General features: G+C 68.5%; 12 protein-coding genes. 10 read left to right on the top strand and 2 right to left on the bottom strand.

The window, feature by feature from the left end; all coding sequences use genetic code 11:
* Positions 1-59 precede the first annotated feature (59 nt).
* Entirely contained in the window at positions 60-992 is a 933-nt protein-coding gene (locus AB0M02_RS18575) for an AAA family ATPase (RefSeq protein ID WP_364228241.1), read from the top strand.
* 11 nt (positions 993-1,003) lie between these two features.
* A complete protein-coding gene (locus AB0M02_RS18570) occupies positions 1,004-1,684 on the top strand; it encodes a hypothetical protein (protein WP_364228239.1) in 681 nt (226 codons plus the stop codon).
* Positions 1,685-1,687: 3 nt separating this feature from the next.
* Here AB0M02_RS18570 and AB0M02_RS18565 read toward each other — a convergent pair whose 3' ends face one another.
* Positions 1,688-2,395: a DJ-1/PfpI family protein gene (locus AB0M02_RS18565; protein WP_364228237.1), complete on the bottom strand. Its 708-nt coding sequence runs from the start codon at positions 2,393-2,395 to the stop codon at positions 1,688-1,690.
* Positions 2,396-2,545: 150 nt separating this feature from the next.
* On the opposite strand from AB0M02_RS18565, the gene AB0M02_RS18560 reads away from it, so the two are divergent.
* From AB0M02_RS18560 to AB0M02_RS18525, 8 genes are all read left to right on the top strand, one after another.
* Positions 2,546-5,428, top strand: a complete 2,883-nt coding sequence (locus AB0M02_RS18560; RefSeq protein WP_364228236.1) for a trypsin-like peptidase domain-containing protein — start codon at positions 2,546-2,548, stop codon at positions 5,426-5,428.
* A 99-nt stretch (positions 5,429-5,527) separates the two neighbouring features.
* On the top strand, positions 5,528-6,079 hold the full coding sequence (locus tag AB0M02_RS18555) for a hypothetical protein (RefSeq protein WP_364228235.1): 552 nt from the start codon (positions 5,528-5,530) through the stop codon (positions 6,077-6,079).
* Positions 6,080-6,125: 46 nt separating this feature from the next.
* The gene (locus AB0M02_RS18550) at positions 6,126-6,506 is read left to right on the top strand and encodes a YbaB/EbfC family nucleoid-associated protein (RefSeq protein WP_364228233.1); all 381 of its coding nucleotides are present in this window, start codon (positions 6,126-6,128) and stop codon (positions 6,504-6,506) included.
* On the top strand, positions 6,503-6,967 hold the full coding sequence (locus AB0M02_RS18545) for a hypothetical protein (protein ID WP_364228231.1): 465 nt from the start codon (positions 6,503-6,505) through the stop codon (positions 6,965-6,967). The genes AB0M02_RS18550 and AB0M02_RS18545 overlap by 4 nt, the downstream gene beginning before the upstream one ends.
* Positions 6,952-7,617 carry a hypothetical protein gene (locus AB0M02_RS18540; protein WP_364228230.1) on the top strand — a complete coding sequence of 222 codons (666 nt, stop codon included), beginning with the start codon at positions 6,952-6,954 and terminating at the stop codon, positions 7,615-7,617. Before AB0M02_RS18545 ends, AB0M02_RS18540 begins: the two co-directional genes overlap by 16 nt.
* Complete coding sequence (locus AB0M02_RS18535; RefSeq protein ID WP_364228228.1) at positions 7,614-7,850, top strand: hypothetical protein; 237 nt, start codon at positions 7,614-7,616, stop codon at positions 7,848-7,850. The genes AB0M02_RS18540 and AB0M02_RS18535 overlap by 4 nt, the downstream gene beginning before the upstream one ends.
* 133 nt (positions 7,851-7,983) lie before the next feature.
* The gene (locus tag AB0M02_RS18530; RefSeq protein ID WP_364228226.1) at positions 7,984-11,430 is read left to right on the top strand and encodes a LamG-like jellyroll fold domain-containing protein; all 3,447 of its coding nucleotides are present in this window, start codon (positions 7,984-7,986) and stop codon (positions 11,428-11,430) included.
* On the top strand, positions 11,427-17,849 hold the full coding sequence (locus tag AB0M02_RS18525) for an RHS repeat-associated core domain-containing protein (protein WP_364228225.1): 6,423 nt from the start codon (positions 11,427-11,429) through the stop codon (positions 17,847-17,849). Before AB0M02_RS18530 ends, AB0M02_RS18525 begins: the two co-directional genes overlap by 4 nt.
* On the opposite strand, the gene AB0M02_RS18520 is transcribed toward AB0M02_RS18525, so the two are convergent.
* Complete coding sequence (locus AB0M02_RS18520) at positions 17,825-18,229, bottom strand: nitroreductase family deazaflavin-dependent oxidoreductase (RefSeq protein ID WP_364228223.1); 405 nt, start codon at positions 18,227-18,229, stop codon at positions 17,825-17,827. The genes AB0M02_RS18525 and AB0M02_RS18520 overlap by 25 nt on opposite strands.
* Between the last annotated feature and the right edge of the window lie 18 nt (positions 18,230-18,247).

Genomic DNA, 18,247 nt, shown 5'->3' with positions numbered 1-18,247 from the left:
GCGCTTTGGCGTACAGTCGGGCATCGGCTCCGGCTGGTGAGTCGGAAGGGGGCGAAACGATGTCAGGGAACGGCCAGCGTGCGGAGGCCTGGACTTCTACGCTCCGCGAGCAGCAGAACTCCCTGGATCTCGGCGCTGACCTCGGTCCCGCCGACCCCACGGCCTACACGATGCGCCGCCCGATCCCCGAGCCGATGCCGACCGACCGGCACGGCCCGGCCCGGATCATCGCCCTGGCGAACCAGAAGGGTGGTGTCGGAAAGACGACGACCACCATCAACCTCGGTGCCGCCCTCGCCGAGTACGGGCGGAAGGTCCTCCTCGTCGACTTCGACCCGCAGGGCGCCTGCTCGGTCGGCCTCGGTGTGAACCCGCACAACCTCGACCTGAGCGTCTACAACCTGCTGATGCAGGACGACGTCGCCACCGAGGACGTCATCATCAAGACCGATGTGGCCGGCCTGCATCTGCTGCCCGCCAACATCGACCTCTCCGCGGCCGAGATCCAGCTGGTCAACGAGGTCGCCCGGGAGATGGCACTGGCCCGGGCACTGCGCAGCGTCCGCAAGGAGTACGACTTCATCCTGATCGACTGCCAGCCCTCGCTGGGCCTGCTGGCGATCAACGCGCTGACCATCGCGCACGGCGTGCTCATCCCGCTGGAGTGCGAGTTCTTCTCCCTGCGCGGCGTGGCCCTGCTGCTGGACACCATCGACAAGGTCCGCGAGCGGCTCAACTTCGACCTGGAGCTCGAGGGCATCCTCGCCACCATGTATGACTCTCGCACCACCCACTGCCGCCAGGTGCTGCAGCGGGTGGTCGAGGCGTTCGGCGACAAGGTGTACCAGACGGTCATCACGAAAACGGTCAAGTTCCCGGAGTCGACCGTCGCGGGCGCGCCGATCCTTACGCTGGATCCAGCGTCGTCCGGCGCCCGTAACTACCGTCAGCTCGCTCGCGAGGTCATCGCCGCCAAGGCAGAACGAGGCTAGGTTCCGCACCCGTGCTCTTCGCTCTCGGCGAGCCGGTGGCGTTCGTCGCCCTGGTCGTCGCCTTCCTCCTGGGTCTCGCGCTGCGCGCTGTCGCCATCCGGTTCACCGCGCGCACCGTCGGTCTCGCGGAGCGCGGCTCGTCGATGCGGCTGAGCGTGCGGCACGACATCGACCCGTTCGGCGCGGTGTCGGCAGCGGTCGGCGGCGCCGGCTGGGGCAAGATCCTGACCATCGACGACGTGCCGCGCTGGCGGGGCCGGGGCCGGGCCGCCGCGGTCTTCGCCGCCGGGCCGGTCGCCTGCATCCTGGCCGGCGAGGTGCTGATCGCCGCGTACGCCGTGCTGTTCCCGGTGAACGCGGAGGAGGTGCTGGCCTTCGCCGACCTCGGCCTGCTGCTGCGCGGCCAGATCTCGCTGCCGGTCGCCGAGGAGATCGTGCTGTCGCTCGGCGTCGGCCTGCTCGGTTTCGGGCTGCTCGCGCTGATCCCGATCCCGCCGCTCGACGGTTTCGGCATCATGTACTACGCGCTGCGCAAGCCGGGCGCGAGCATGGCGTGGATGCGGCTCTGGTTCGAGGACAAGAACATCGGCGTCCTGATCCTGCTGATCCTGGCGTTCTTCCCGACCGGCTACCCGATCCTGCTCCTGCTGCTGGACATCCTGGGCGCGCTGTTCCTACGCGTGTGGGCGTGAGAATCACGCGTGTGGGCGTGAGAACACCTTCCGCCACGCCACCTTCGCGACGGCGCGCATCTCGGTCGGCGTGAACGCGATCCTGCGGCCCAGCGCGTTGGCCCGGTCGAGGATCTCCTTGCGCGCCTTGGACGGGTGACCGGAGTCGAACGGCGGCTGCGGGTCGTACTCGATGTAGAGCTGCACCATCTCGGCGTGGTCGCGACCGGCGATCTCCCCGACCAGCCACAGGCCCAGGTCCAGGCCCGCCGAGACGCCGGCGGCGGTGGCGACCTTGCCCACCCGTACGATGCGCTCGTCGGGACGCGGCTCGGCGCCCATGGCACCCAGCGCGCGCTGCACGGACCAGTGTGTGGTGGCCGGCTTGCCGGTCAGAATGCCGGCGGTGGCGAGGATGAGCGCACCGGTGCAGACCGAGGTGGTCCACGTCGTGGTCTCGTGCACCTTCCGCAGCCAGCCGATCAGCTCCTCGTCGGCCATGGCGCTCGCGGTGCGCGGGCCGGAACCGGGCACCAGCACGATGTCCGGACACGGCGTCTCGGCGTAGGTGTGCGTGACGCCGAGGTGGAGCACCCCGCTGTCGGTCACGACCGGTCCCGGCTCGGGCCCGATGAACCGCACCTCGGCCTCCGGCAGCGAACGCAGGAACTCGTAGGGCCCGACGGCGTCGAGCGCGGTGACCCCGGGATAGAGAACGATGGCGATCTGCATGCCTCCAGCGTGGCGCGCAGCTCAGCCCCGGGCCGTCGCGGCGGCCACGCCGGTCCGGATCCCTGCGCACCCCAACCGAATCCCTGCGATGGCGTGTCGGCATCCGGACACCGGCGACTCCCGGCGGGCCGCGCGCCGTTCTCGACTGACGTGATACCCGACCGGCGTGTCTGCGAGATCTACACCTCGGAGTCGAGCGGCTCCGGCGTACTGCTCACCGACGACCTGGTGCTCACCGCGAACCATGTGCTCGACGGTGACGGTGTCCAGGTTCGGTTCCCGTCCGCTGACGGCGGCTTCCTCGACTGCGAGGTGCGGTGGCGCTCCACCGAACTCGACGCGGCCGTGCTGCGGATCGTCGACGAGACCTGGGTGCTTCCGGCGCTGCCTCCGCTGCGGTGGGGGCGGTTCGTCACCGGGCTGGGCGGGACGTCCGCCTCGGCCGCGGGCTTCCCGGAGTGGCACCTGCCGGACTGGGCGGGTGCTTCCGGCGTACTCGAGGCTCTTGATCCTCTGCACCTGATCCTGCATGTCCGATCGTGGCCGCGGTTGCCGAGGGCGGACGGCCGGTCGCTGTGGCGGGGGATGTCCGGTGCGGCCCTCTTCTCGGAAGGGCTGCTGACCGGGCTCGTCGTCGCTGATCCGCCCGAGTCCGAGGGTGGCCGTCTCACGGTGCTGAGGATCGAGGCGCTCGTGGCGGATCCCGGATTTGTGTCCGAGGTTGATCCGCCGCGACTGGAGGCTGCGGAGATCGCCGCGCTGCAGCGGCGTCCGGTTCCGGTCAGGACGAGCCCGGCCGGGTTGCTGCGTGCCGAGGCCGAGGTGGTGCCGTTTCACGGCCGTGCGGAGGAGCTGGCCCGGCTGAGGGAGTGGCTGGACTCGCCGGCGCCGGCTGACGTGCGGGTGCTGATCGGGCCCGGCGGGCAGGGCAAGACGCGGGTGGCGCGAGAGCTGGCACGTCGCGCGAAAGAGGCCGGCTGGGTGGTGGCTGAGCTGCGTGAGGACGCGCCGGCCGCGTTGTTCGAGCGCTTTTCGGATGTACGCGAGAAGCTGCTCGTTGTCGTCGATGAGGCGGAGAAGCAGCGCGACCGTCTGGCCCGGCTCGCGGCCGTGCTGCCACGAGGCGCTCGGCTGTTGCTGGTGGCGCGTACCGGTGGGGCGTGGCTGCGTGAGCTGGCTGTGGCGAGTGAACCTTTCGCGGCGCTGCTCCCGGCGGGGTGGACGCAGACGTTCGACGGCGTGCTGTTCGAGCTGGGACCGGTCAGTGGCGATCCGCGGGTTGTCTTCCGGGGCGCGTTCAAGGCGTTTGCCCGTTCGCTAGGCTTGTCCGAAATTTCGGTAAAAATGCCGAATCAGGGTGCGTTGCGGAACGTGCTGGCGATCCACATGGAGGCCCTCGCCCGGTTGCTGAACGCGGTCGACCCCGCGCCCGGCGCCGACCCCGCCTCCATTCTGCTCGAACACGAGACGCGGCACTGGTCACGGCGCGCCCGCGCCAAGTACGGCCTCGGCGACACACCGGCCCCGATCCTGCGGCAGGCGGTCGTGGTGGCCACCCTCTGCACGGTCCGGCGCCGCCCCGGCGAGAACCTCGTCGATCTGCTCGACCAGGTCCCCGCCCTGGCCGCCCTGCCCGCCGTCACCATGGTCGCCCTCGCCGAGTGGATCACCGATCTGTACGGCGAGGCCGGCTGGCAGTGCGCCGCCATGCGCCCCGAACCTCTCCACGAGCACCTGGTCGGCATCGAGATCGCCGACCACCCCGGTCTGCTCGACGGCGTCGCACCCCTGCTCACCGAACGCCAGGCCGGCGAGATGCTGACCGTTCTCGCCCGCGCCGGCGCACCGGTCTCGGCCGGCCGCCGCCGCGACTACCGGGTCGTCATCGCGGTCGCCGCGGCCGTCGACGCCCTGATCCGGCGCTTCCCCGGCCGGATGGCCCGCCCGGCCTGGTTCGCCGCCGGCCTGGTGGAGGGGCCCGCGGCCGAGCCGTTGCACGCGGCGCTCGGCGCACTCGACCGGACCGAGGCGTCGGCCGGAGCCTTTCGAACGATCGCGCAGGGGTGGGGTACCCGGGTCGCGCTGCGGCAGCGGCTCGCGGCGGCTGTCCGGCGGTATCCCGGCCTGATCCGGGGGCTGGCGAGTGGGGTGGCCGTGGTGGCTCTCGCGTCGCCGTTGCTGCTGCTGGTGCCGGAGAGCGAGGCCGGGGAGCCGCGGGTGCTGCCGTTCCGGGACGGGGTGGTGACGGTGGTGCCGCCGTCGCCCTATGTCGCCCCTCCGTCCCGTTCTGCCTCCCCTTCCCCTTCTCCTTCTCCTTCTCGTTCCCGCTCCGCCTCCCCGCGTCGGCCTGCCTTGTCTGCCCGGTCTGCCTTGCCTGTCCGGTCTGTTGCTCCGCGTGTTTCGCGGTCTCCGCTTGCGCCTCGGCCGTCCTCCCCTTCGCCCGTTTTATCCCCTTCTGCCTCGCCGTCCGCTTTGCCCCCGACCGCGTCGGCCCGGTCCTCTGCCGTCCCGTCCTCCTCGGCTGTCCCGTCGCCCAGTGCGCCGTCCGACGGCCGGTTCCCGGTCGAGGTCGACGCCTCCGCGCTGACCGCCTCCGACGTGGAGATCCGTGGCGCCGCCGGAGGGACTCCCGCCCGTCTCAAGCCCGGCCGCTATCAACTGCGCACCGCCGGCATCGACACCGACGCCTGGTTCACCGTGACATCCACCGGGCAGATCGACGTCGGCTCGCGAGCCGAGTACCTCCGGGTCCGCCACGGCAACCGCCTGATCGTCAAGGGTGTCCGGATCACCATCGACGCCCGCGAGCTGGAGTCTCCCAAATACGTCGTGGACGGCATCACCTCCGCGCGGACCGCTCGTACCCCGCACTCCGTACGGCTTCTGCCCGCCCGGTATCACCTGCGGGAGTCGGGGTCGCGTACCTCTGTGGCCTTTGTCGTCACCGAGGACGCCGTGCTCGGCTACGACCCGGACCACGCCGCCCGCCTGTCCGGAGCCGGCACCCGAACGCTGCGGTTCCGCACCGGCTGATCTTGCGGAAAACCGCACGGGCACCGTACGAATCGGACACTTCTCGCCCCTCGGTGAGCCGTCGTGGTTGCATCGAGGCCCACCGTTGAGGAGAAGCCCGTGAGATTCCTTCGGTTCTGTGTGGCCGTCACCCTTCTCGTCCTGGTCGTGCCGGGCCAGGCGCATGCCGTCCCGTCACCGTGGCCGGCCGTGTCCGTCTGCACGGAGGTCTCCAGACTCGGCGGCAGCGTTCAGCAGAGTTCTGTGAGGGACAACTACACCGTCCACGGCTATGTCCGTGCCTGTCCGGGCGCCGACGATCCGCTGGCCCGCTGGGGCGTCGCGCGGTACGAGACCGGCGGACGAGGCTGGGTCACCAGGCCTCACTCCTACGCCACGTCCCCATTCCTCTACCGGCGGGGGTGGGCCGTCGCCGGCACCTGGGCCGTGTGCGTGGTCAACAACGTGCAGCCGACCGAGGCCGACCCGCTCCTGCACACCGCGAACCGGGTCGCCTGTGTCGGCCCCGACCCCACCGGCGGTAACCCGCCGCCCGGGCCTGTGCTGAGCACACCCCTCACTGCGCTCCCGGTCGACGATCCCCGCTTCGAGGGCGCCTTGCTGAACTGGGAGTCGGCGCAGGCGCACCCCGCTTGTGGCAGTTGCGTCTGACAGGCCATAGCGTGGTGTCAACATCGATGAAGGTGGGTCCCCTGCCATGAGCGATGCAGACGCCGCCGACGAATGGCTCGACTCGTGGGCGGCCCGGGCGAACGCACAGGCCGCCCGGGCCGCCGACCTGTCCCGCCGGGTCTCCACCCTGACCTCCTCAGCGGAGTCTCTGGACGGCGCGATCCGCGTGACCGTCGGTTCCGCCGGCCAGATCCAGACCCTGGACCTCGACGACCGCATCCACGACCTGGCCGCCCCCGACCTGGCCCAGGAGATCCTCGCCGCGATGCGCGAGGCTCAGGCCGGGTTGGCCGCCAAGGTCGCCACGGAGGTACGCGACACCGTAGGCACCGACTCCGAGACCGGCCGCGCCGTGATCGCGTCCTTCACGACCCGCTTCCCCTCCGAGGACGAGTCGCCGATGTGACCGTCGCGGAGGACGTGGCCAGGATCAGCAGCGGCATCCACGACAACAGCTGGGTGGACGCCACGCTCAGCGGTGTCGGCGGCAGCCTCGACGCCCTGGCTGTGGTTGTCGACCCGCTGGGCTCTCTGTCGGCGTGGGGGACGGGTTGGCTGATCGAACATGTCCAGCCTTTGAGGGATGCTCTGGACTGGCTGGCGGGCGATCCGGCCGAGATCACCACCCACGCGGCGACGTGGCAGAACGTGTCGGCGTCCATCGTGGACAGCCACCGGCGGTTGGCTGCGGCCGTCCGTTCCCAGACCGCCGCCTGGGAAGGTGCCGCCGCTTCCGCGTACCGAAACCACGCGGCGGCCCAGCTGTCCGCCCTGGAAGCGGTCGGGACGGCTACCCGGGCCGTCTCCTACGCCGTGGAGGGCGCGGGTCTGCTGGTGTCCCTGTCCGCGAGTTGGTTCGCGACCTGATCGCACAGTTCGTGGCCACGCTTGCCGTCCGGCTGCCGCAGTGGCTGGCCGCGGAGGGTTTGACGCTTGGCCTGGCCACCCCGGTCGTGGCGAGCCAGGTAGCCACCCTGGTGACGAGGTGGGTCGCGCGAATTCAGCATTTCCTCCGGGGACTGCTGACCAGCCTCCGCAACCTGAACACCAGGGTCACCGACCTGACCCACCTGCTCGACGAGCTGAAACTCTTGCTGACCCGTTCAACCAGGACCAACCCGGCTGCCACACTCTTCTCCAGGTCAGGGGCGCTGTCGAATCGTGAGGTCCTCGATCAGGGCATCGGCCTTCCACGCACAGCGGAGACCGTGCGGCACTACGCGGATTTGGCCGGTGTCGACTTCCGTGGCTCTCCGGTCGAGGTCGTCGAGGCCGCAGACGACATCGCCTATCTAGACTTTCAAGGCGCGGTGGCCCGAACGGACTCGTTCGGTGTCCAGTTGGGCCCGGCCGCCTTCCAGGACGAGGAGACGCTGGTGCGGACGCTCGGGCACGAGAGCGTTCACGTTCGCCAGCATGAGGATGGACGGGTCACGACCATGACCGGACCGCTGGAGGACGAGGCATACGCGGCCGAGGACAGCTTCGTCGCGACGTGGAGGAGGAACCGCGCATGACCAGACTCACCGTCGAGCGGGTGCACCGGCTGTCCAGCCGACCTTGGATCCTCGTCACCGGCACGCTGGAGGGCGACGCGCTGAGCATCGGCGACGAACTGACCGTGGCGCACGGGATCCGCGCCGTCGTCCGGTCCATCGAGCTGCACACGGCCTCCGCGAAAACCACCGTCGCCGTCGACGCCGACCTGGCCGACGCGGTCCGCGAAGGAGCGGTGCTGACGAGGATCTGACGTCGAAGGCCGACGAATAGCCAACGATCAAATGGTTCTTGCCCGCCGATCACCCGAACCGTAATCTTCAGATTACATCGAGCTACTTCGAAGCGAGTGGCGTCGATTGGTGGTTCTGAGTACGGGGGATTTTATGCTTTGGCGCGCCCGGCGGGTGCCGATTTCGGCTGCCCTGATCACGTCCTGTCTCTTCTCGTCGTTGCTGGTGGGGATCGCGCCGGAGGCGCAGGCCTCGCCGCCGGATGCCGTTCTCGAGTTGACGGCGGAGCAGAAGGCCTCCAAGCAGGCCCGGGAGACCGGCAAGGCGGTGCCGGTGCCGTCGCTGCTGACGGAGAACACCGAGGTGGTGGCGAACCCGGACGGTAGCTTCACCGCCGAGGTTCACTCGGGCCCCGCTCGGTTCCGGGACGAGGGCGGTGACTGGGCCGAGGTCGACCTGAACCTGGAGCGGCGGCCGGACGGGAGCGTGGCGCCCAAGGCTCATCCGCGGGGGCTGGTCATGTCGGGGCGGGCCGGTGACGGTGAGCATGATCTGGCGCGGGTGTCGTCCGGGGCGGAGGGGATGACGCTCGGCTGGAGCGGGAAGTTGCCGGAGCCTGAGTTGCACGAGACGACCGCGACGTACCGGGAGGTGCGGCCGGGGATCGACCTGGTGGTCGACGCGACGCGGACCGGGTTCGAGCAGTTTCTGATCGTCAAGAACCGTGGCGCGGCGGCACAGGTGAAGAGCATCGCGTTGCCGTGGCGGACCGAGGGGATCACGCCGGTTCCGGCCGTGGGTGGTGGGCTGCGGCTGCGGGGCAAGGACGGCCGTTACGTGGGAAGTGTGCCCGCGCCGGTGATGTGGGACGCGACGGTGGGGGAGAAGTCCGGGGAGCATCTGCGCCGGGCGCCCGTGCCGATGGCGGTGCCGGCCGGGGCGCGCACGCTCAAGCTGCAGCCGGAGCTCGACTTCTTCAACGATCCGGCCACCAGGTATCCGGTGACGATCGATCCGGGGGCGACGCTCAAGCCGGGTTTCGACACGTTCGTGCAGAACAACATCTCCTCCGACCAGTCCGCGTCGAAGGAGCTGAAGATCGGCTCGGTGGTCGAGGGCGGTTCGTTCCGGGCCCGGTCGTTCCTGCGGTGGCCGGTCGCGGTGGTCGCCGGCAAGCGGGTCACCGCCGCGACGATGTCGCTCTGGAACAAGCACTCCTGGAACTGCGACGCGCGGGAGTGGCAGGTGTGGATCACCGGTCCGGTCGGCACGTCGACGAACTGGGCGAACCAGCCGGCCTGGCGTGATGAGTATCCGGTGGTCAAGTCGACGATGACCAAGGGATATGCGGGCTGTACCGAAGGGTATGTGGCCGCGAACGTTCAGCCGATCATGGCCAAGTCGGCGGAGGTGGGTTTCCACACGCTGACCCTCGGCCTTCGGACTCCTTCGGCGGAGGAGGCCAATCCGAACTCGAACAACTGGAAGAAGTTCCACTCCACCGAGGCGGCCAAGGACCCGTTCATCTCGATCACCTACAACAACAAGCCGCTGGCGCCGACGGACCTGGCGATCGGCGGCAAGAAGTGCGGCAGCGGCGATCCGGCCGCGTACGTCTCCACATCGTCGGGTTATCCGACGGCGCAGGCCAAGGCCACCGACCCGGACGGTACCGAACGCACTCTGACGATGCAGTTCTTCATCGCGAAGGCGGGTGCGGCGATCCCCTCGGCCTACACCATGGCGGCGACCGCGAAGTCAGGAGCTTACGCGTCGAAGGTCGTGCAGAACATCACGCTGGTCGAGAACCAGAAGTACACGATGTATGTGCGCGCGTCGGACGGGCTCGACAACTCGCCCATGTCGGTTGCCTGCAGCTTCACGATCGACAGCACCATTCCGGCCAAGCCGCCTACGGTGACGTCGACCGACTATCCGCTGTGCGTGGCGGTCCTCTGTGATGCCACCGGTGGCGTGGGGGTGTCGGGCCGGTTCACCTTCGGCGCGAACGGCATTGCTGACATCCGCGGTTACGAGTACTGGCTGGACGGCGGCGCTCGCATGAGCGTGACGAACAGCGTGCTCGGCGGGTCGGTCACGGTCGACGTCACGCCGTCGTGGCCACAGCACCTCGCCCAGTTGTCCGGTTACAAGATCGGCGGAAAGCGGGTGCTGCACGTCGTCAGCGTCGACCAGGCCGGCCGGAGGAGCGACGATTTCAGGGCCGGGACGGGCAACGACGCCTCGGGTGGGTACGAGTTCACCGTCGCCTCCGCGCCCGACCCGGTGTCCCGGTGGAAGCTCGACGAGCCGACCGGCAGCACGGTGGCGGCCGACGCGGTCGGCAACCGCAACCCGCTCACCCTGTCCGGCGCGGTGAGCTCGACAGACGGAAACGGTGACGGAGGCACGGGTCTTGCCTTCGCGAGCCCCGGATCGGCGTCGGGCCAACTGGCGGTGCCGCTGACCGGTAACCGAACCACCGTGGCGACCGCACGGCTGTCCTCGTCCAGCACGGCCGAGTCCACGATCGTCCTGCACGGCAACTACTCCAGTCCGACCAGAGTGGACGAGCTCTACTTCGACGGGGCAACGCAGAAGGTCTGTTACCGGGTCCTGACCGGTACGACGTCCATGACGCAGCGGAAGGCGTGCTCGGCGCAGACCGTCCGGCCCGGTGTCTGGATCCGGGTGGGCGGTTCGTTCGACACGATGCTGCAGACGGCAACCGTCTACGTCAACGGGGTAGGCACCTCCACCAGCACGGCCACTGCTTTCCCGGACGCGCCGATCGGTCTCGGCAATCTCACCGTCGTCGGTGAGAACCTCCTCTCGGTCGACGACGTGAGCGTCTGGAACCGTGTGCTGGCACCCGAGGAGGTCGCGGCACAGTCGGTGACCGAAGCCGGAAACTGGGACTTCGATTTCGGTGACACCACGGACGGCACGACCCACCCGAACCGCCATGACCTGACCGTGTACGCGCCGGACGAGCCCGAGGGGCTGTGGAGCGACTTCGGGCACAACGACGGCGACTTCGGTTCGGTCGACCTCGACGGCTTCACAGCGCTGTCGACCGACGGCCCGGTCCTGCGGACCGCCGAGTCGTTCTCGGTGTCGGCCTGGGTCAACGTCAGCAAGGTGCCTGACTGGAACTGGGCCGCGGTCTCCCAGGACGGTGTGTACCAGTCGAACTTCTCGCTCGGCGTGAACTTCACCGGCGGCGCGCCGCATTGGGGGATGTTCCTCCAGATGGCGGACAGCAACACCAACGACGCCATCCATCCCGCCTACCTGAGCACGCCGATCGTCGAGGACGAGGTGGGCGCCTGGACCCATCTGGTCGCGGTATACGACACGGCCAAGCAGCGGATGACGCTGTACGTCAACGGGGTGGAGGGCGCCTCACAGCCCTTCACCGGCAGGTGGAACTCGACAGGTCCGTTCAACATCGGCCGTGCCCGGTACGCCCCGCCCGGCGGCGCCTCGCACACCACCGACTTCTTCTCCGGCAACGTCGACGAGGTCCGGGCCTACGCCGGTGCCCTCACCCCCGAACTGGTCAAGCGGCTCTACCAGACTCAGGACGGCAACCTGTGACGAACTCTGTCAGGCGGCGTCTCGCGGCCGCTTTCACCGGACTTCTCGCCGCCGGCTTCCTGCAGGCCACGCCGGCCGCCGCCGATCCGGCCGAGGAAAAGCGCCTCAAGCCCCACGCCGGAGTGTCGATCGGCGGCCGGGCGGTGAAGGACAAGCCGGTCAGGATTCCGGCGATGCCGACCTCGACGCCTGAGGCACCGCAGTGGCCGGCCCCGGGTGCCGCCGCCGCGAGTGCGGCCTCGGTGCGCGCCACCGACGGCAAGGCACGCCGTCTGCCGGTCGAGGTATTGGACCGGGCCGCCGCGGCGAGGGCGCACCGGGACGTGGTGGTTCGGGTGCGGCCGGAGGCGGCTGGATCTGTCGATGTCCGGGTCGATTACAGCGGCTTCGCTGACGCGTACGGTGCGGATTGGTCGGATCGCCTTCGTCTGGTGTCCCTTCCCGATTGCGCTCTGACCACGCCCGACGCTGCGGCTTGCGCGGCTACCCCGCTCGTGTCCAGCAATGACGGCACGGCGGTGTCGGCGGCGGTTCCCGTGACCGCTCAGGGCGCCGTGGTGGCGTTGGAGGCGGGTTCGTCGGGTGGTTCGGGTGATTTCGGTGCGACCGCGTTGTCGCCGTCGGGTACCTGGAACGGCGGCGGTAACAGTGGTGCGTTCACGTGGGCGTACCCGATGTCGGTGCCGCCGTCGCTGGGCGGGCCGGCGCCGAGTCTGTCGCTGAACTATTCGTCGCAGGCGGTGGACGGTCGGACGGCGGCGACGAACAATCAGCCGTCGTGGGTGGGTGAGGGCTTCTCCTACGAGCCGGGGTTCATCGAGCGGCGGTATGCGTCGTGTGCTGATGACAACGACGATGATGACCGGCCGGGGAACAACAGTGTCGATTCGGGTGATCAGTGCTGGGCGACGGACAACGCGACGTTGTCGCTGAACGGGATCGCGGCCGGTGAGCTGATCTACAACGCCACGGAGAAGCGGTGGCACGTCCGCAGTGACGACGGTGTGCGTATCGAGCGGCTCTACGGTGCGACCAACGGTGACAAGGGTCCGTCGGGTGAGAACGCGGGTGCTTCCGGTGAGCACTGGGTGGTCACGGCGACCAACGGGACGAAGTACTACTTCGGGCTGAACCGGTTGCCGGGGTGGACGGCGAACGCGGCGGAGACGAAGTCGGTGTTCACGGTGCCGGTGGCCGGCAACCAGAGCGGTGAGCCGTGCAGGCAGTCCGGGTTCAAGGATTCGTTCTGCGACCAGGGGTGGCGCTGGAATCTGGACTGGGTGGTCGACACCAACGGCAACGCGATGTCGTACTGGTACTCGCCGGAGAAGAACAAGTACGCGAAGTACGGTGCCAACTCCGACGTTCTGGAGTATGTGCGGGCCGGCAACGTCACTGAGATCAAGTACGGTCAGCGCTCGTCGAGTGCGTATACGACAGCGCCGATGGGTGTGGCCTTCGGCACGGCCGAACGGTGTCTGAGTTCCTGCGGGGTCAACGGGAACTGGAAGGACACGCCGTTGGATCAGGAGTGCACCGGTTCGACGTGTACGCAGTACGGACCGACGTTCTGGAGCAAGCGGCGGCTGGCCACGATCACGACGCAGATCGCGAACGGCACCACGCCGCGCAACGTCGACCAGTGGACGCTGACGCACTCGTGGCCGGACCCGACCGATGGCACCCGCGCGGGTATGTGGCTGTCCTCGATCGGCCACAAGGGCTGGGACGCGGCCGGTGCGGAGACCTCGGTCCCGAATGTGCGTCTCATCGGCAAGGCGATGGACAACCGGGTCGACACGACGCTGAGCAACGGCCTGCAGCCGATGCGCTGGTTCCGGTTGAAGACGATCTACACAGAGACCGGCGGGATGATCGACGTCGAGTACAAGGCGCCCGATTGCACGGCTGGTTCGACGCCGTCGCCGTGGAACAACACGAAACGGTGTTTCCCGGTGCGGTGGGCGCCGCCGGACCTCGGTCAGGCGCCGGGGACGGAGATCACCGACTGGTTCCACAAGTATGTGGTCGAGAGTGTGACCGAGAGCGACATGACCAGCCCGGCCGAGGGTCATCCGCTGCATACCCGGACGACCTACTCCTATGACAAGCCGGCGTGGCGGTTCGCTGACGACGACGGCATCACCAAGGACAAGTACCGGACGTGGTCGCAGTGGCGCGGTTACGAGGTGGTCAGTGTCGTCAAGGGTGACGACGGTGACCGGACCAGGGTCGACACCCGTTACTTCCGGGGCATGAACCTCGACAAGTCCAGCCCGCAGGACACCGTCGGGTCACGCCGGGTCACGGTGACGGACTCGCAGAACAGGGCGACGATCGACGACGCCGACGAGTTGAGCGGCTTCGTGCGGGAGACCGTCGTCTACAACGGGCCCGGTGGCGCGGCGGTCAGCGGCACGATCTCCGACCCGTACATCTCAAGCCCGACCGCCTCGCGCAAGCTGCCCTCCGACATCTGGACCGTCGCAGCCCGGCATGTCGACACGTCGGGTGTGTGGAATTGGACGGCACTCGACAACGGCCGGGGTCAGACGTGGACGCACAGCACCACCGAGTTCGACAAGTACGGGATGCCCACCGCCGTCACGGATCACGGCAACACGGCCAAGACCGGTGACGAGAAGTGTGTGCTGACCGATTACACCCGCAACGAGGGCGCGGCGTGGCTGATCTCGTTCCCGTCGCAGGTGCGCACGTTCGCGCTGACCTGTGCGGAGGCGCGTAAGAGCGGCCGGGTGATCTCCGCGGCCGAGGTGATCGGCGCGACGCGGACCAGTTTCGACGGGCAGGCCTATGGCGCGGCGCCGACGAAGGGTGCGACGACCCGGACCGAGTCGCTGGAGAAATGGGAGAACAACGCGCCGGTCTTTTACACGACGGCCATCAATGAGTTCGACGACTACGGCCGGCCGCATTTTTCCTGGAACGCGCTGAATCACAAGACCGAGACGACCTACACCCATAATGCGTACGGGCAGATCGTGCGCGTCGACGTGAAGAACCCGCTGAATTGGGGGTCGTACACCACGCTCGACCCGGCGACCGGCGCCAACACCCTGTCCAGTGATCAGAACGGCCGTAGGACCGAATCCCTCTACGACGGGCTCGGTCGTCTGATCAGCGTCTGGAAGCCGGGCCGGACCAGGGCCGCGAACGACGTTCCGCACCTGCACTACGAGTACTCGCTGAACACGAACAGGGCGAGCGTGGTCAAGGCCGAGGTCCTCAACGCCGCCGGCAAGCTCTCCACCAGCTACACCTTCTACGACTCGCTGCTGCGCCCGGTGCAGACGCAGAACCAGTCGTCGACTGTCGGGATGCTGGTCACCGACAGCTACTACGACACCGCCGGGCGGCCGAAGCACACCTACGGCCCGTACTGGGAGTCCGGCACGGGTGTGTCCGCCACGCGCTGGCAGCCGCCCATGCCCGCCGGCCGCGACAACGTCGAGTCCTGGACCAGGGTCCTCTACGACGGGACCGGCCGGGAGACGAACAAGATCTTGTTCCACAAGCTGGCCGAGAAGTGGCGTGCCACGACGGTCTATCACGGTGACTACGTCGATACCTATCCGCCGCAGGGCGGCACGGTCGAGTCCAAGCATGTGGATCCGCTGGGCCGCACCACCGAGATCCGGCAGTACCACAGCCGCGACATCGGCGGCGGCTTCGACTCGACCAAGTACGGCTACAACGCCAAGGGCCAGCTGGAGACTGTCACCAACCCGGCGGGCACCAAGTGGACGTACGGATACGACATCCAGGGCCGGCAGAACTACACCAAGGACCCGGACAAGGGCGAGACCACCACGACGTACGACAAGCTCGGCCGTACCGAGACGGCCAAGGACGGCCGCGGGCAAGTCCTGGCCTACCGGTACGACGACCTCGGCCGGACCACGGGTCTCTACAACGACTCGCTCACCGGGACGAAGCTCGCCGACTGGACGTACGACACGCTGACCGGCGGGCTCGGCGTCCTGGCATCGAGCAGCCGGTACGTCGGCACTGACGCATACACCACCGCCACCACGCTGCTGGACGCCAAGACCGGTCTGCCCACCCGGTCCACGGTCACCATTCCCGCCTCGGAGACGGGGCTGGCCGGCACGTACACGTACAACGCCCGCTACGCACCTGACGGAACGCCGTCGGTAACCCAGATGGCGGCGATCGGCGGCACCGGCGGACTGGGCGCCGAGACGCTGACCAGCGGATTCAGTGACCTCGGCGCGGTCACCACGCTGAGCACGACGAACGGCGGCACGCTCGTCCCCGCGGTCACCTTCACCGAGTTCGGTGAACCCGCCTCGGTGTGGTTCGGCAACAACGGCGGCAAGGCGCTGCAGATCACCAACGACTACGAGCCGGGCACCCGCCGGCTGGCCGCCTCCGAGGCGTTCCGCGAGGTGTCTCCGGGGGTCGTCTCCTGGAAGGAGTACAGGTACAACCACGCCGGTGAGATCGAGCGGACCGCGGAACTCGCGCCCCTCGCCGGCATCGAGACGCAGTGCTGGCGCGAGGACTATCTGCAGCGCCTGACCGACGCCTGGACACCCAGCGACGGCAACTGTGACACCGGCCCCTCGTTGTCCGCCCTGGCCGACACCACCTCCGCCCCGGCGCCCTATTGGACCTCGTGGTCTTTCAATACGGCCGGCAACCGGGCCCAGCAGACAGAGCACAAAACCACTTCAGGGGTACGGACAACCGACTACACCTATCCCACAGCGTCCGCGGCTCACCCGCACTTCGTCACCGGCACCACCGTCACGACCGGCACGAACAGCGTCACCTCCGGGTACCAGTCCGACGCGGCCGGCAACACCATCTCCCGTCCGACCGCCGCCAACGGTCAGCAGACGCTCAACTGGAACAGCGAGGGCCGCCTCGCCACCGCCACCGACTCCTCCGGCACCTCCAGCTACATCTACGACGCCGACGGCAACCGCCTGATCGCCAAGGACTCCACCGGCAAGACGCTCTACCTGCCGGGCCAAGAGGTTCGCGTCGACAACAACGGCACGGTGCAGTCCTGCACCCGCTACTACACCTACGGCGGCAAGACCGTCGCCCAGCGCACCACCAAGGGCCTGACCTGGCTGGTCAGCGACACCCAGAACACCGCCTCGATCAGCGTCGACGCGGTCACCCAGCAGGCCACCGTTCGGCACCTCACCGCGTACGGCGAGAACCGCGACGGCCCCAGCATCTGGATCAACGACAAGGGCTTCCTCGGCAAGACCCTCGACAAGACCGGCCTGACCCACATCGGCGCCCGCGAGTACGACACCAAACTCGGCCGCTTCGTCTCCGTCGACCCGCTGATGGATCTCACCGATCCACAGATGATGCTCGGCTACGCCTACGCCAACAACTCACCCGTCAGCTCCAGCGACCCCACCGGCAAAGCCGTCGACACCGGCACCGGCAACGGCGACGGCACCACCTTCAACCCCGACAACGGCAACTGCCTCTCCGGCTGCGTCAACGACACCGACAGTGACGTCGACCTGCCCGGCAACAACCAGCCGCCGCCGGGCAACCCGCCCAACAACGGCGGCGGCGGAAGCAACAGCTCCGGCGGCGGTGGAGCCAAGGCCGCCGGCGACAACCAGCAGAAGAAGTGCTCCGACAGCTGGTGGTGCCGCACCAAGAGCTGGGTCTCCGACCACAAGGCCGACATCGCCGGCTTCGCAGCAGGCGTGGTCGTCGGCGGTGCCTGCACCATCGCAGTCGGCTGGACCGGCGTGGGCGCCGTAGCCTGCGGAGCCGCCGCCGGTGCTGTCAGCTCCATCACCCACGACCTGGTCGAAGGCGGCCACAGCGCGGCTGAGATGGCCGGCAACGCGATCGTCGGCGGAGTCTTCGGTGGTGTGTTCGGCGGCGCCATGTTCGTCGGCGGCAAGATCCTCGGTGCCGGCGTCCGCAGCATCGTGAGCCGAGTGGGCGCCAGCCGAGCCGCCGGCACTGCCAACCGAGCCGCTGGCACCGCGAACACCGCCGCCACCAACACGGAACGCGACGCCGCCACAGAGACAGTCGAACAGGTGACGGCACGCGCAGAACTCGTCGTCAGTGAGACAACCAAGAAGGCACGTCCCGAAGCGAGCTTGCTCCCTGATTCGGCAGCCTTCGCGAAGGTAAGGGAAGCTGCTCGAGGTTACAAAGCGGATGGTGGAATCCTAATTCTGGGGGAGGCGTCGTCGTCCGGCGCTCTCAGAGCGGGAAGTATTTCTCTCACTCCGAGAGCTGCTGCTGAGACGATCAGAAATGTGCCCGGATACAGACCTGGTTGCTCTGTCTTCATCATGAGTTGCCGGCTCAGTGACGACTATGTGGAAAAGCTTGCCGACGAACTGGGCGGGCCCGTTTACAACCCGGCGGGATTCTCCTGAGCGCGGTGGAGGAGGAGCCAGGCATCGGCTGGGAAGAAGCGTTTGGCTGTGTTCCACTGGAAGTTCGAGTAGAAGGGGCGGGCCTCCTCCGCCTCCAGCAACCGCGGATCGGTCACGCGGTGGTCCGTGCCCTTCCAGCGCAGTGTGCAGCCGCCCGCGGCCAGCACGTTCTGGACCCAGTTCGTGCGGGTGCCCCACGGCAGGTTGACGATGAAGCCGTCGGGGGTGGCTACCACCGCGATCGGGACCGTCAGGTCCCGGCCGGTGCGGCGGCCCCGGTGGTGGACCAGGCCCCAGAAGGGAATCCAGCGCTTCCCGGCGAGGGCGCGGGCGATCCTGTCGGTGACGCGGGCGAGTCGAGATGTCGTCGCAGTCGGCATGCTCTGATCGTCCGCCCG

It is taken from the genome of Actinoplanes sp. NPDC051861 (assembly GCF_040681145.1).
GTDB lineage: Bacteria > Actinomycetota > Actinomycetes > Mycobacteriales > Micromonosporaceae > Actinoplanes.
Note: the sequence above shows the minus strand (reverse complement) of the source record. Positions and strands in the feature narration are given on the sequence as shown.

Coding starts and splice junctions, on each gene's coding strand:
- AB0M02_RS18575 (WP_364228241.1), top strand. CDS start 60: ATGTCAGGGAACGGCCAGCGTGCGGAGGCCTGGACTTCTACGCTCCGC.
- AB0M02_RS18565 (WP_364228237.1), bottom strand. CDS start 2,395: ATGCAGATCGCCATCGTTCTCTATCCCGGGGTCACCGCGCTCGACGCC.
- AB0M02_RS18550 (WP_364228233.1), top strand. CDS start 6,126: ATGAGCGATGCAGACGCCGCCGACGAATGGCTCGACTCGTGGGCGGCC.
- AB0M02_RS18535 (WP_364228228.1), top strand. CDS start 7,614: ATGACCAGACTCACCGTCGAGCGGGTGCACCGGCTGTCCAGCCGACCT.
- AB0M02_RS18530 (WP_364228226.1), top strand. CDS start 7,984: ATGCTTTGGCGCGCCCGGCGGGTGCCGATTTCGGCTGCCCTGATCACG.
- AB0M02_RS18520 (WP_364228223.1), bottom strand. CDS start 18,229: ATGCCGACTGCGACGACATCTCGACTCGCCCGCGTCACCGACAGGATC.